General features: G+C 73.6%; 7 protein-coding genes and 1 pseudogene. 7 read left to right on the top strand and 1 reads right to left on the bottom strand.

What is annotated here, in order from left to right; genetic code table 11:
* The first annotated feature begins 63 nt into the window (after positions 1–63).
* The 6 genes and pseudogenes from LPA42_RS32270 to LPA42_RS32295 form a co-directional block, all read left to right on the top strand.
* A complete protein-coding gene (locus LPA42_RS32270; RefSeq protein ID WP_077938562.1) occupies positions 64–1260 on the top strand; it encodes an acetyl-CoA C-acetyltransferase in 1197 nt (398 codons plus the stop codon).
* Entirely contained in the window at positions 1257–2261 is a 1005-nt protein-coding gene (gene meaB, locus LPA42_RS32275) for a methylmalonyl Co-A mutase-associated GTPase MeaB (RefSeq protein ID WP_077938563.1), read from the top strand. Before LPA42_RS32270 ends, meaB begins: the two co-directional genes overlap by 4 nt.
* Positions 2262–2348: 87 nt before the next feature.
* Positions 2349–2762, top strand: a complete 414-nt coding sequence (locus LPA42_RS32280) for an Asp23/Gls24 family envelope stress response protein (RefSeq protein ID WP_043966105.1) — start codon at positions 2349–2351, stop codon at positions 2760–2762.
* A gap of 94 nt (positions 2763–2856) precedes the next feature.
* Entirely contained in the window at positions 2857–4545 is a 1689-nt protein-coding gene (locus LPA42_RS32285; protein ID WP_077938564.1) for a methylmalonyl-CoA mutase, read from the top strand.
* 143 nt (positions 4546–4688) lie between these two features.
* Entirely contained in the window at positions 4689–5603 is a 915-nt protein-coding gene (locus tag LPA42_RS32290; RefSeq protein WP_077938565.1) for a tetratricopeptide repeat protein, read from the top strand.
* A gap of 68 nt (positions 5604–5671) precedes the next feature.
* Positions 5672–6604 (top strand): annotated as a pseudogene (locus tag LPA42_RS32295) (arginase family protein); the annotation flags it as partial.
* Positions 6605–7270: 666 nt separating this feature from the next.
* Here the strand turns inward: LPA42_RS32295 and LPA42_RS32300 are convergent.
* Complete coding sequence (locus tag LPA42_RS32300) at positions 7271–9244, bottom strand: penicillin-binding transpeptidase domain-containing protein (RefSeq protein ID WP_077938567.1); 1974 nt, start codon at positions 9242–9244, stop codon at positions 7271–7273.
* Positions 9245–9530: 286 nt separating this feature from the next.
* On the opposite strand from LPA42_RS32300, the gene LPA42_RS32305 reads away from it, so the two are divergent.
* On the top strand, positions 9531–14585 hold the full coding sequence (locus LPA42_RS32305; protein WP_077938568.1) for an NAD-glutamate dehydrogenase: 5055 nt from the start codon (positions 9531–9533) through the stop codon (positions 14583–14585).
* The last annotated feature ends 37 nt before the right edge of the window (positions 14586–14622 follow it).

Below are 14622 nucleotides of genomic sequence, written 5' to 3' on the forward strand. Positions count from 1 at the left end.
ACACCCGTCCAACCGAACAATCGTTAAGGTTCACAGCTCGGCACCCCCCTCGGAGGCAGGCACATGGCTTCGGTGATCGTCAGCGGCGCGCGGACCCCGATGGGGCGCCTGCTCGGCAACCTCAAGGACCTCCCCGCCACCAAGCTCGGCGGCATCGCGATCAAGGCCGCGCTGGAGCGCGCCGGGGTGCCCCCCGAGCAGGTGCAGTACGTCATCATGGGCCAGGTCCTGCAGGCCGGCACCGGGCAGATCCCGGCCCGCCAGGCCGCCGTCGAGGCGGGCGTCCCGATGTCCGTGCCGGCGCTGACGATCAACAAGGTCTGCCTCTCCGGACTGGACGCGATCGCCCTGGCCGACCAGCTCATCCGGGCCGGCGAGTTCGACGTCGTGGTGGCCGGCGGCATGGAGTCGATGACCAACTCCCCGCACCTGCTGCTCGGCCAGCGCGCCGGCTACAAGTACGGCGACGTGACGATCAAGGACCACATGGCCCTCGACGGGCTGACCGACGCCTGGGACTGCTGCTCGATGGGCGAGTCGACCGAGCGGCACGGCGCGCGGCACGGCATCACCCGCGCCGAGCAGGACGCCTTCGCCGCCGCCAGCCACCAGCGGGCCGCCGCCGCGCAGAAGAACGGGCACTTCGCCGAGGAGATCACCCCGGTGATCATCCCGCAGCGCAAGGGCGACCCGGTGGTGATCAGCGAGGACGAGGGCATCCGCCCGGACACCACCGTCGAGTCGTTGGGCCGGCTGCGCCCGGCGTTCACCTCCGACGGCACGATCACCGCCGGCAGCGCCTCGCCGATCTCCGACGGTGCGGCGGCCGTGGTCGTGATGAGCAAGGCGAAGGCCAGGGAGCTGGGGCTGACCTGGCTCGCCGAGATCGGCGCGCACGGCAACGTGGCGGGCCCGGACAACTCGCTGCACTCGCAGCCCTCCAACGCGATCAGCCACGCCCTGCGCAAGGGCGGCCTGGGGGTGGAGGACCTCGACCTGGTCGAGATCAACGAGGCGTTCGCCGCGGTCGGCATCCAGTCCATGCGCGACCTGGGCATCGGCGACGACAAGGTCAACGTCAACGGCGGCGCGATCGCGCTGGGCCACCCGATCGGCATGTCCGGTGCCCGGCTGGTGCTCACCCTCGCCATGGAGCTCAGGCGGCGCGGTGGCGGCACCGGCGCGGCGGCACTCTGCGGCGGCGGGGGCCAGGGCGACGCCCTGATCATCCACGTGCCCGACCCCGCCGAGCAGCAGTGAGCGGAGCCGTCGAGCAGGTCCCGGTCGCCGGTGTGCCGTCGGTGCGCCGCAGCCGGGACGTGCCGATGCTCGTGGAGCGGGCCCGCGCCGGTGACCCGCGTGCCGTGGCCCGGCTGATCACCCTGGTCGAGTCCGGCGACGAGGTGCTGCCCCGGGTGGCGGCGGCCCTCGCGCCGTACGCGGGGCAGGCCCAGGTGGTCGGGCTGACCGGGTCCCCCGGGGTGGGCAAGTCGACCACCACCAACGAGCTGGTCCGGGCGCTGCGCTCGCGCGGGCACCGGGTCGGGGTGCTGGCCGTCGACCCGTCCAGCCCGTTCACCGGCGGGGCAATCCTCGGCGACCGGGTCCGGATGCAGGACCACGCCACCGACCCGGGCGTCTACATCCGGTCCATGTCCAGCCGGGGCCACCTCGGCGGCCTGTCGGCGGCGACCCCGCAGGCGGTGCGGGTGCTGGAGGGCGCCGGCTGCGACGTGGTGCTGGTGGAGACCGTCGGTGTCGGGCAGGCCGAGGTCGAGGTCGCCTCGCTGGCCGACACGACGCTGGTGCTGCTGGCCCCGGGCATGGGCGACGCGATCCAGGCGGTGAAGGCCGGCATCCTGGAGATCGCCGACGTCTTCGTGGTCAACAAGGCCGACCGGGACGGCGCCGACGCCACCGTCCGCGACATCCAGGGCATGATCGCCCTCGGCGAGCGGGGGCCCGGCGAGTGGCGGCCGCAGGTGGTCCGGTCGATCGCCGCGCGGGGCGAGGGGATCGACGACATCGCCGCCGCGATCGACAAGCACCGCGGCTGGCTGGTCGAACACGACGAGCTGCGCCGCCGCCGCGAGAAGCGGGCCGCCGCCGAGATCGAGGCGATCACGCTGGGCGTGCTGCGGGCCCGGATCGGTTCACTTCGCGACGGTACGGAGCTGCCGGCGCTCGCCGCGAAGGTGGCCGAGGGGGCGCTCGACCCGTACGCCGCAGCCGACGAGTTGCTGGCGCAGATCGGCTCCTGACGCGTCCACTGCGGACCCTCGGCAACGAGTACGCTCGCACCGCTCCACGGTCGTCGTGGGGCGGTGTGCGCGTACTGGGGGAGAGGCATGGCTGACGAGGCGACGCAGGAGCTGTCGGTGACGCCGGACGCGGTGGCGGGCGGGACCACCCACGTCTCGGACGAGGTGGTGGAGAAGATCGCGGTGGCCGCCGCGCGTTCCGTCCCCGGGGTGGCCGACCTCGGCGGCGACGTGGCCCGGTTCTTCAACGCCGTGTTCGACCGGGTCGGCCTGGACCAGGTCGGCGACGCCCGGCGCGGCTGCTCCGCGCACGTCACGAACGGCGCGGCCGTGGTCAACCTGGTCATCGTGATCGACGCCGGCCAGCCGGTGCCGCAGGTGACCGACGGGGTGCGGGCGGCGGTGACCCGGGCCGTCGAGGCGTACGGGCTGCGGGTCGACGAGATCAACATCCGGGTGGACGACGTGACGCTCGGCGACCCCGCCGCGCCGCCGGCCTGACCCGGTTACCTGCCGGTACGCATCTCCTTAGCGATCGTTCAGGCCGGGGATTACACTCGGTCCTCTGACGAGGACTCGAGGAGGAGCCCTGCGCATGGACGCCGACGAGATCGCCGCCGGACGGGCACGCTGGCAGGCCCGCTACGACGCCGCGCGGAAGCGGGACGCCGACTTCACCACGCTCTCCGGGATGCCCGTCGACCCGGTCTACGGGCCGCCCGAGGGCGTGGCCTACCCGGGCTTCGAGCGGATCGGCTGGCCGGGCGAGTTCCCGTACACCCGGGGGTTGTACCCGACCGGCTACCGGGGACGGACCTGGACGATCCGGCAGTTCGCCGGCTTCGGCAACGCCCGGCAGACCAACGAGCGCTACAAGATGATCCTCGGCGCGGGCGGCGGCGGCCTCTCCGTGGCCTTCGACATGCCGACGCTGATGGGCCGCGACTCCGACGACCCGCAGGCCCTCGGCGAGGTCGGCCACTGCGGGGTGGCCGTCGACTCGGCCGCCGACATGGAGGTGCTCTTCGACGGCATCGACCTGGCCGCCGTCACCACCTCGATGACCATCTCCGGCCCGGCCGTGCCGGTGTTCTGCATGTACCTCGTCGCCGCCGAGCGGCAGGGCGCCGACCTGTCCACCCTGGACGGCACGCTCCAGACGGACATCTTCAAGGAGTACATCGCGCAGAAGGAGTGGCTCTTCGACCCCGAGCCGCACCTGCGCCTCATCGGCGACCTGATGGAATACTGCGCGCGCGAGATCCCCCGCTACAAGCCGCTCTCGGTCTCCGGCTACCACATCCGCGAGGCCGGCTCGACCGCCGCGCAGGAGCTGGCGTACACCCTCGCCGACGGGTTCGGCTACGTCGAGCTGGGGCTGTCGCGCGGGCTGGACGTCAACGTGTTCGCCCCCGGGCTGAGCTTCTTCTTCGACTCGCACGTCGACTTCTTCGAGGAGATCGCCAAGTTCCGGGCCGCCCGCCGGATCTGGGCCCGCTGGCTGCGCGACGTCTACGGCGCGACCAGCGAGAAGGCGCTGTGGCTGCGATTCCACACCCAGACCGCCGGGGTGTCGCTGACCGCCCAGCAGCCGGTCAACAACGTCGTACGCACCGCCGTCGAGGCGCTCGCCGCCGTGCTCGGCGGGACGAACTCGCTGCACACCAACGCCCTCGACGAGACCCTGGCGCTGCCCACCGACGAGTCCGCCGAGATCGCCCTGCGTACGCAGCAGGTGCTGATGGAGGAGACCGGGGTGGTGAACGTGGCCGACCCGCTCGGCGGCTCCTGGTACGTCGAGGCGCTGACCGACAAGATCGAGGCCGAGGCGGAGGAGATCTTCGCCCGGATCCGGCAGCTCGGCGGCGAGGGCCCGCACCAGATCGGCCCGATGACCTCCGGCATCCTGCGCGGCATCGAGGACGGCTGGTTCACCGGGCACATCGCCGAGTCCGCGTTCGTCTACCAGCAGGCCCTGGAGAAGGGCGACAAGCGCATCGTCGGCGTCAACTGCCACACCGGCACCATCGCCAAGGACCTGGAGATCCTGCGCATCTCGCACGAGGTCGAGGTGGAGCAGCGCCGGGTGCTCGCCGAGCGCAAGGCGGCCCGCGACGACGCGGCGGCGCGCGCGGCGGTGACCCGGATGGTCGAGGTCGGCCGCACCGGCGAGAACATGATCCCGGCCATGCTCGACGCGGTCCGCGCCGAGGCGACCCTCGGCGAGATCTGCGACGCGCTGCGCGCCGAGTGGGGCACCTACCGCGAGCCGGCCCGCTTCTGACGGGTGGTTAGGAAGGGCCCCTTCCTATACCGAAAGCGTTAGGAAGGGGCCCTTCCTCGCAGGCCGGGGCGGGGGTGAGAGTCGCAACTGTCGCCGTCGCGGTTGATCTGAGTTCGGCGGGACACGTGCGAGACTAGATAACCATGAGCGACCCACGGATCACCTCGTCGATCTTCACCCGCGGCGCGGTCGACCTCAGCGCACTGCGCAACACCGCACCGCCCGCCACCCGCCCCAGCACACCGGCTCAGGCCGGTCCGTCCACCGGGCTGCCGGCCGCTACCGGCGGCGGCTCCGTGATCGACGTGACAGAGGCCAACCTCCAGGCCGAGGTGCTCGAACGGTCCACCGCCATGCCCGTCGTGGTCTTCTTCGGCGCGGCCGGATACCCGGAGAGCGACCAGTTCGCCCCGGTGCTGGAGCGGCTGGCCGCCGAGGGCGGCGGCGCGTGGGCGCTGGCCCGCATCGACGTCCAGGACAACCCGCGGATCGCTCAGATGTTCCAGGTGCAGGGGGTCCCGACGGTCTACGCGGTGGTCGGCGGCCGGCCCGTCGACGCGTTCTCCGGCGCGGTCCCCGAAGCCCAGCTGCGGCAGTGGATCGGCGCGGTGCTCAAGGCCGGCGGCGTCGACGCCGCCGCACCGGGGGACCCCCGCCTCGACGAGGCCGACGACGCCCTGATGAGCGGCGACCTGGACGCCGCCGAGGAGGCGTACAAGAAGATCCTCGCCGAGTCGCCGGCGGACGCCGCCGCCGAGGCCGGCCTGGCCCAGGTCGGGCTCGCCCGCCGGGTCGCCGGCGCCGACCCGCGCGTGGCGCTCGCCGCCGCCGAGGCCAACCCCGACGACGTGCCCGCCCAGCTGCTCGCCGCCGACATCGAGGTGCTCAGCGGCATGGCCGAGCAGGCGTACGCCCGCCTGGTCGACCTGGTCCGCCGCACCTCCGGCGACGACCGGGACAAGGCGCGCCAGCACCTGATCGCCCTGTTCACCGTCGCAGGCCAGGACGACCCTGCCGTCGCCTCCGCCCGCCGGGCCCTGGCCAGCGCCCTGTTCTGAGTTCCGCCGTACGCCAGCGCGGGCCGGCGTTCGCCGGCCCGCCCGACCCACGAGGACGGGAGCCCACGATGCGCCGGATCGCCGTCCTCGACGCGCCGTCCAACCTCGGGCTGCGCCCGCCCACCCCCACCGCCGTCCCCGGCTGCGGCAAGGCGCCGGGAGCGCTGCGCGACCAGGGCCTGCTCGCCCGGCTGCGGGCGCGCGACGCCGGCTGCCTCACCCCGCCCCGGTACGACCCGGGCGACTGGCGCCCCGGCGACGGCGTCTGCCACGCCCCGGAGATAGCCGCGTACTCGGCGGCGCTGGCCGACCGGATCGGGGCGATCATCGACCGGGGGGAGTTCCCGCTCGTCCTCGGCGGGGACTGCTCGATCCTGCTCGGCTCGGCGCTGGCCATGCACCGGCTCGGCGAGGCGGTCGGCGGGCGGATCGGGCTCGTCTTCGTCGACGGCCACTCCGACTTCCGGCACCCCGGCAACGCCTCGTACGTCGGCGCGGCGGCCGGGGAGGACCTGGCGCTGGTCACCGGGCGGGGGCAGGCCGACCTGGCCGCGATCGAGGGGCGGCGGCCCTACTTCCGCGACATCGACGTGGTGGTCCTCGGCATCCGCGCCCAGGACGAGTACCGCCTCGACCTCCAGGCCGCCGGCATCACCACCCGGCCGGTGCCGGCGCTGCGCGCCGAGGGTGCGGCCCGCACCGCCCAGTGGGCCCACGAGGAGCTGGCCGACTGCGCCGGCTACTGGGTGCACGTCGACGTGGACGTGCTCGACCCGGCGGTGATGCCGGCGGTCGACGCCCCGGACCCGGGCGGGATCGCCTTCGCCGAGCTGGAGATCCTGCTCGCCGGCCTGGTCGACACCCCGCACTGCCTCGGCGTGGAGCTGACCGTCTTCGACCCCGACTACGACGTCGACGGCGCGTACGCCGCCGAGATCGTCAACACGGTGGTGGCCGGGCTGGCCCCGGTGACCGCACCGAGCGCCGTGCCGCCGCGCCTGCTCCCGGCCGCCCCGGAGCCCCGCCTGGTGCCGGCCGCCCCGGAGCCCCGCCTGCCTCCCGAGTCGCGCCCGGTCCCGGCCCCGGAGCGGCTCCTGCCCGCCGGTCTCGCCGGTCCCGCCGGCCCGAGCGGTTCGGCCGCTGGTCCGCTGGCCGCCGGTGCACCGATCGACTCGCCGGCCGTCGGCGCACCGGCCGCTGGTCCGCTGGCCGTCGGCGCACGGACCGGCTCGCCGGCCGGGCCGGACGAGGTTGGGGGCGGGCCGGAGGGGTCGGCCGGGCTGGTGGACGATGTCGATCTCGTCGCGGGCTACCCAGCCGGCCCGACGGGTGCCGCCCCGCTGCTGGAGCCCGTCGGGCCGCCCGCCTCGGTCGGGCCGGGCCTGCTGCGCCGGGTCACCGGGGCGACCCCGGGCGACACCCCGCCGTCCCCCGAAGACGATGCCCCGCCCCGGCCGGCGGCCGGTATCGCCTGACCGAGGGCCCAGCCTCCCCGCCTCCTCGCCGCCGGGCCGGTTCGCCGGCCACGGCGCGCCGCCATGTCGGCGACATGGGGGCATCCCGCCGCCCCTGATACCGCTATGTCGCCGACATGGCGGCTCAGCCTAGGCCCGGCCGCCGGCCCCGGCCGACAGGCCCGGCGGGCCGGCCCGTCAGGAGGCGGCCCGTCAGGAGGCGGCCAGGGCGCGCAGGAAGCGCTCGGCGATCGGGACCGCGCTCGACCCGCTCGACCCGCCCCGCTCCACGAACACCGCGAACGCCACGTCGCCCTGCCAGCCGACGAACCAGGCGTGGGTGTGCGCCGGGTCGTCGTCGTACTCGGCGGTGCCGGTCTTGCCGTGCACGGGCCCGCCGGGGACGTCCTTCAGGGCGCTGGCGGTGCCGGCGGTGACCACCTCGCGCATCATCGTGCGCAGCGGCTCCACCGACTCCGGCTTGAGCTGCGGCCCGGCGGGCGCGGCCTTGGCCGGGGCCGGGTCGACGACCAGCTTCGGCTGCTCCCAGCGGCCCCGGGCGACGGCGGCGGTGGCGGCGGCCATGGCCAGCGGGCTGACCACGGTGGTGCCCTGCCCGAACGCGGCGGCGGCCTGCTCGGCCGGTGAGCCGTCGGCGGAGACCTTGCCGGTGAACGCGTCCAGGCCGAGGTCCCACTCGGCCTCCAGGCCCAGGGCCCGGCCGGTCTCGGCGAGGCCGTCGGGGCCGAGCTTCGGGGCGAGCGCGGCGAACGCCGTGTTGCAGGACTTCGCGAAGTCGGTGCGGAACGGCACCGTGCCGAGGGCGAAGTTGTCGGAGTTCTTGAACGAGCGACCGTCCACCGTGAACGTCTTCGGGCAGGCGACCGGGCCGTCCAGGGTGACCGCGCCCCGGTCGAGCAGGCCGAGGGCACTGACCATCTTGAACGTCGAGCCGGGCGGCACCTGGGCGGTGAACGCGAGGTTCTCGCCGGCGGCCCCCGGGCCGTTCGCGGCGGCCAGCACCGCGCCGTCGCCGACCCGCACGGCCACCAGCGCGGCGCGCCGCTTCTCGCCGCGCAGGGCCGCGTCGGCGGCGTTCTGGGTGGCCACGTCGAGGGTGGTCCGCACCGCCTGGCCGGGCTTCGGCTCCTGCCGGAACAGCTCCGTGCCGGTCGGCGCGACGGTGCCGTCCGTCCCGGCCCGCTCGCTGATCACGGTGAGCCCGGGCGTGCCGCGCAGCCGCTCGTCGTGCCGGCCCTGGAGGCCGCCGTGGCCGACGAGGTCGCCCTGCCGGTAGCGGTCGGGGTGGGCGGCCAGGTCGTCGGCCTGGGCCTGGTCGACCGAGCCGAGCACCGCCCGGGCGAACTCCCGGGTCGGGGCCAGGTCGAGCTTCTCGGCCCGGAACTTCGTGCCGGGCAGGTCGTAGATGCGGGACCGGATCTGCCGGTACGCCTCTTCGCGCAGCGTCACCACCTCGACGAACGCGCCCGGGTCGGCGTCGGCGAGGCGCTTGGGCAGGTCGGTCAGGTCGACCGGCGGGGTGATGGCCGGCCGGACCGCCCGGAACGCCGCGTCGAGCTGTCGCGCCACGGCCTTGGCGTCGGCGACCTCGCTCGGTTGCAGCCCGACGCGGACCACCGGCCGGGGCGTGACGATCGGCTTGCCCGCGCCGTCGAGCACCCCCGCCCGGGGCGCGGCGTCGCGGCGCAGCGCCATCCGGTCGCCGTCGGTGAGCTGCTCGTGCACCACCTGGGGCTCCCAGATCACCCGCCACTGCCCGTCGTCGCCGGTGGTCAGCCGCACCTGCCGGTCGTACTCCCAGCGGGTGCCGCCCGGCAGGGCCCAGGCCACCCGGATCCCGGCGGTCGCGACGTTCGCGTCGACCTTCGGGTCGCCGGTGCGGCGCAGGACCGGCGGGGTGTCGGCCAGCTCGCCGGAGAGCTCGCGGAGCTGACGGGTCACGTCGGCGGCGGGGACCTTGAGCCCGGCCGGGGTCACGAAGCCGACGGCCTGCAGGTCGCCCTTGCCCCAACCCGACAGGAAGGCGTCGACGGTCGGTGCGGGGCCGTCGTCGGACGAGCAGCCGACCAGCGTGCCGGCGGCCAGGACGGTGGCCGCCAGCGCCGCGAGTGACCGCCGGGCGCGGGTGCGGGCGCTGCCGCGACGGATCGGGTGCGTCTGGTGCATACGGGCGGTCCCTCCGGATCTCCGACTGACCGTCACGGTAGTACGACCGTCGCCCGCGCACCGCCCCGCCGAGCCCGTCACGTGCGGGAAGACGTGCCCCGGGGAGGTGAGGAAGGTCGCGCGCCGGGGTACACCCCAGCCGGCCGACCAGGGATCTGCAACGGGTGAAAGGACGGAGTCCCGAACCGTACGTCCGGCCGTAGGTCCGACCAAAGCACCAATCGGGAGGGCCTAGGCTGGGCGGCAGAGTGACCCACAACGCGGTGGGTCGAGGGGAGTGGCACCGATGGACCGGCGTCCGGCGATCAAACCGGGACCCGACCTCCGGCAGGACGACACCGGCCGGGACGACAGTTTCGATTCGGCAACCGACGGGGACGGCTTCGGCCGACTCGACACAGGCGTGACCGGGATGACCGGTGCGAGCATCGACACCCTCTACGACCTCGGGCTGCCCGCGGAGGCGCTGGCCGACGACGTCGAGGACGCCGAGCTCGACGAGCCGGTCCCGAACGCCGAACGCCTGGTCGCCCAGGCCGTCGCGCTGGCCGGGGACGACCACGACGCGGCGACACTGGTCGGCCGCTTCTGGCGGTTCGCCCCCGACGAGGAACTGATCGGGTTCACCGCGGAGGAGATGCTCGACGCGGCCCGCGCCCATCGGGACCTCGCCCAGCAGCGGGTGCCGGGCGAGCTGAAGCTGCGCATCCACGAGCCGGACACCGACCAGCACCACACGGTGATCGAGATCGTCACCGACGACATGCCGTTCCTGGTCGACTCGGTGACCGCCCTGCTCAACGCCCACCACCTCGACGTGCACCTGCTGGTCCACCCGCTGGTGGTGGTGCGCCGCGAGCCGCTGGGCCGCCTCGTCGAGGTCGCCGCCGACGTGGAGCCCGACGACTCGATCGACGGGGACCTCGTCGAGAGCTGGATGCGGATCGAGATCGACCCGGTCCGCGACGCCGCCGAGCGGGAGAAGCTGCGCCGCGAGTTGCAGCGGGTGCTCACCGACGTGCGGGAGGCCGTGGAGGACTGGCCGAGGATGCGCCAGCGCGCCCTGGCCCTGGCCGACGAGCTGGCCACCGCGCGCACCTCGGACAGCCGCCCGCCGGTGCCGGAGAAGGACATCACGGACTCGGTGGAGCTGCTGCGCTGGCTCGCCCACGACCACTTCACCTTCCTCGGCTACCGGGAGTACCGGCTGGTCGACGCCCCCGGCGGCGAGGGGCCGGCGCTGGAGGCGGTGCTCGGCACGGGCCTGGGCATCCTGCGGTCGGACTCCCCGGAGGCGCGGGCACTGTCGTCGATGACGCCCGAGGCGCACGAGAAGGTGCTGGAGAAGCGCCTGCTGATCATCACGAAGGCGAACTCGCGGGCCACCGTGCACCGGTCGGCGTACCTCGACTACATCGGCTTCAAGGTCTTCGACGACGCCGGTCAGGTGGTCGGCGAGCGGCGGTTCCTCGGCCTGTTCTCCACGGCGGCGTACCGCACGAGCGTACGGGAGCTGCCGGTGGTGCGCCGGAAGGTGGCCGAGGTGCTGGACCGCTCCGGCCTGAGCCAGCGCAGCCACTCCGGCAAGGACCTGCTCCAGATCCTGGAGACGTACCCGCGCGACGAGCTGTTCCAGATCAAGACCGAGGACCTCTACCACGCGGTGATCGGCGTGCTGCGCATGGCGGGCCGCCGGCAGCTGCGGGTGTTCCTGCGCCGCGACGCGTACGGGCGGTTCATCTCCTGCCTGATCTACCTGCCCCGGGACCGGTTCACCACGCAGAACCGGCTGCGCATGCAGGACATCCTGCTGCGCGAGCTGAACGGCGTCGGGGTGGACTACACCACCCGGGTCACCGAGTCGATGCTGGCCCGGGTGCACTTCATCGTGCGGACGGACCCGACCCGCCCGCCGGGGGACATCGACGCGGACCTGCTCGCCGAGGAGCTGGCCGACGCGACCCGGCTGTGGGACGACGACTACCGCCTGGTGCTGGAGCGCAAGCTCGGCGACGAGCAGGCCAAGCACCTGTTCAGCCGGTACGCCGACGCGTTCCCGGAGGGCTACAAGGACGGGCACACGCCGTACGAGGCGATGAAGGACCTGGCGAAGCTGGAGCTGCTGGAGGAGCCCGGCCAGCTGGAGATGCACCTGTTCCGCAAGCAGCTCGCCCCGCGCGCGGGCGTCGGCCGGGACGCCGACGTCGACGAGACGATGGACGTGCGGTTCAAGGTCTACCGCTACGGCGAGCCGATGATGCTGTCGGCGGTGCTGCCGGTGCTGCACTCGCTCGGCGTGAAGGTGGTCGACGAACACCCGTACGAGGTGGAGCGCGTCGACGGGCGGATCTGGCTGTACGACTTCGGGCTGCGGCTGCCCGAGGGGCACCAGGAGCTGGCCGAGGTGCGCCCGCACGTGGAGAACGCCTTCGCGGCGGCGTGGCGGGGCGAGGCCGAGGTGGACGGCTTCAACGAGCTGGTGCTGCGCGGCGGGCTCACCTGGCGGCAGGTGGTGGTGCTGCGGGCGTACGCGAAGTACCTGCGGCAGACCGGGACGGTCTTCTCGCAGGACTACATGGAGCAGACGTTCATCGCGTACCCGAGGATCGCCGCGCTGCTGGTGGAGCTGTTCGAGGTGCGGTTCGCCCCGGGCGAGGCGAGCGTCGAGCAGCGCCGCGAGCGCGGCGGCGAGCTGGTGGCGGCGGTCAAGGCGGCGCTGGACGACGTGGCCAGCCTCGACCAGGACCGCATCCTGCGCTCCTACCTCACCCTGATCCAGGCCACCCTGCGCACCAGCTTCTACGCCAAGCCGGTCGGCGGCCGGCCGAAGCCGTACGTGGCGTTCAAGCTGGACCCGCAGGCCATCCCGGACCTGCCGGCCCCGCGCCCGCGGTTCGAGATCTTCGTCTACTCGCCCCGGTTCGAGGGCGTGCACCTGCGCTACGGGCCGGTGGCCCGGGGCGGGCTGCGCTGGTCCGACCGACGGGAGGACTTCCGCACGGAGGTGCTCGGCCTGGTCAAGGCGCAGATGGTGAAGAACGCCGTGATCGTGCCGGTGGGCGCGAAGGGCGGCTTCGTGCTCAAGCAGAAGCCGGGTGACCGGGACGAGGCGGTCGCCTGCTACCAGGAGTTCGTCGGCGCGATGCTCGACGTCACCGACAACATCGTCGCCGGTGAGATCGTGCCGCCCGAGGACGTGGTCCGGCACGACGCGGACGACCCGTACCTGGTGGTGGCGGCGGACAAGGGCACCGCCACGTTCTCCGACATCGCCAACGAGATCTCGGCGGGGCACCAGTTCTGGCTGGGCGACGCGTTCGCCTCGGGCGGCTCCGCCGGGTACGACCACAAGAAGATGGGCATCACCGCCCGGGGCGCCTGGGAGTCGGTGAAGCGGCACTTCCGGGAGCTGGGGCACGACACCCAGGCCCAGGACTTCACGGTGGTCGGCGTCGGCGACATGTCCGGCGACGTGTTCGGCAACGGGATGCTGCTCAGCGAGCATATCCGGCTGGTGGCCGCGTTCGACCACCGGCACATCTTCCTCGACCCGGACCCGGACGCCGCCGCCTCGTACGCCGAGCGGAAGCGGCTGTTCGACCTGCCCCGGTCGTCGTGGGAGGACTACGACGAGAAGCTGATCTCCGCCGGTGGCGGGATCCACCCGCGTACCGCGAAGTCGGTGCCGGTGTCGCCGCAGGTCCGCGCGGTGCTCGGGCTGGACGACGACGTCACCCAGCTCTCGCCGCAGGAGCTGATGAAGGCGATCCTGACGGCCCCGGTGGACCTGTTCTGGAACGGCGGCATCGGCACGTACGTCAAGGCGTCCTCGGAGACCAACGCGGAGGTGGGCGACAAGTCCAACGACGCGATCCGGGTCGACGGGCGGAGCCTGCGCTGCCGGGTGGTCGGCGAGGGCGGCAACCTGGGCTGCACCCAGCTCGGCCGGATCGAGTACGCCCTCGCGGGCGGGCGGATCTACACCGACTTCATCGACAACGCGGCCGGGGTGGACTGCTCCGACCACGAGGTGAACATCAAGATCCTGCTCAACACGGCGGTCGCCGACGGGGAACTGACCGTGCCGGAGCGCGACGAGCTGCTGGCCGGGATGACCGACGAGGTCGCCGAGCTGGTGCTGCGCGACAACTACGACCAGGCCCGCGCGATCAACAACTCGCAGGCGCAGGCCGCCTCGCTGCTGCCGGTGCACCGGCGGATGATCAACGAGCTGGAGCGTTCGGGCGCGCTGAACCGGGCGCTGGAGGCGCTGCCGCCGGACGAGGAGCTGGCGGCCCGCACCGAGACCGGGCTGACCGCGCCGGAGTTCGCGGTGCTGCTCGCGTACACGAAGATCGTGCTGGAGCGGGAGATCCTGGCTGAAGGGCTCGCGGACGAGGAGTGGACGACCGACGTCCTGGTCAACTACTTCCCGACGCCGATGCGCGAGCGGTTCGCCGACCGGATGGGCCAGCACCGGCTGCGCCGCGACATCGTCACCACCGTGCTGGTGAACGAGGCGATCAACCGGGGCGGCATCACGTTCGTCTTCCGGGTGGTCGAGGAGACGGCGGCGTCGGCGGCGGACGTGATCCGCGCGTACGTGGTGGTCCGCGAGGTGTTCGGGCTGCGCGAGCTGTGGGACGCGGTCGAGGCGCTGGACAACAAGGTCGACCCGGAGCTGCAGACCGCCGTCTACCTGGACACCCGGCGGCTGCTCGACCGGGCGGTGCGCTGGCTGGTGACCAACCGGCGTTCCCCGCTGGACGTGCCGGCGGAGATCGCCCGGCTGCGCGACGGGGTGGCCCGGCTGCTGCCCGGCCTGGAGAACCTCTTCTACGGCAGCGAGCGGGAGGGCATCGCGGCCCACATCGACGCGATGACCTCGCGGGGGCTGCCGCGCGGGCTGGCCGAGCAGGCGACCCGGCTGATGTACAGCTTCGGCCTGCTGGACGTGGTGGAGACGGCGGCGACCAGCGGCCGGGACGTCGGCGAGGTGGCCTCGGTCTACTTCGTGCTCTCCGACCGGTTCCGGGTCGACTCGCTGCTGTCGAAGATCTCCCTGCTGCCCCGGGCGGACCGCTGGCAGACCCTGGCCCGGATGGCGCTGCGCTACGACCTGTACGCCGCGCTGGCCGCGCTCACCGCGGAGGTGCTCGGCTCGACGCCGGACTCGCTGCCGCCGCTGGAGCGGGTGGAGCAGTGGGAGCAGTCCAACGCGACGTCGATCCACCGGGCCCGGCGGGCGATGGGGGAGTTCGACGACTCGCGGGCGGACCTCGCCGCGCTGTCGGTGCTGCTGCGCCAGATCCGCACGTTGGTGCGCACCTCGGCGGCCTGAGCCGGGTCGCGGGTGCGGGGCGCGGCCGGTCGGATGC

The sequence above is a fragment of the Micromonospora sp. DH13 genome (genome assembly GCF_020873825.1).
Taxonomy (GTDB): domain Bacteria; phylum Actinomycetota; class Actinomycetes; order Mycobacteriales; family Micromonosporaceae; genus Micromonospora; species Micromonospora haikouensis.

Bases quoted from the DNA above. Each gene is read 5' to 3' on its own strand.
- LPA42_RS32305 (WP_077938568.1), top strand. From the start codon at position 9,531: ATGGACCGGCGTCCGGCGATCAAACCGGGACCCGACCTCCGGCAGGAC.
- LPA42_RS32285 (WP_077938564.1), top strand. From the start codon at position 2,857: ATGGACGCCGACGAGATCGCCGCCGGACGGGCACGCTGGCAGGCCCGC.
- LPA42_RS32290 (WP_077938565.1), top strand. From the start codon at position 4,689: ATGAGCGACCCACGGATCACCTCGTCGATCTTCACCCGCGGCGCGGTC.
- LPA42_RS32270 (WP_077938562.1), top strand. From the start codon at position 64: ATGGCTTCGGTGATCGTCAGCGGCGCGCGGACCCCGATGGGGCGCCTG.
- LPA42_RS32300 (WP_077938567.1), bottom strand. From the start codon at position 9,244: ATGCACCAGACGCACCCGATCCGTCGCGGCAGCGCCCGCACCCGCGCC.
- LPA42_RS32280 (WP_043966105.1), top strand. From the start codon at position 2,349: ATGGCTGACGAGGCGACGCAGGAGCTGTCGGTGACGCCGGACGCGGTG.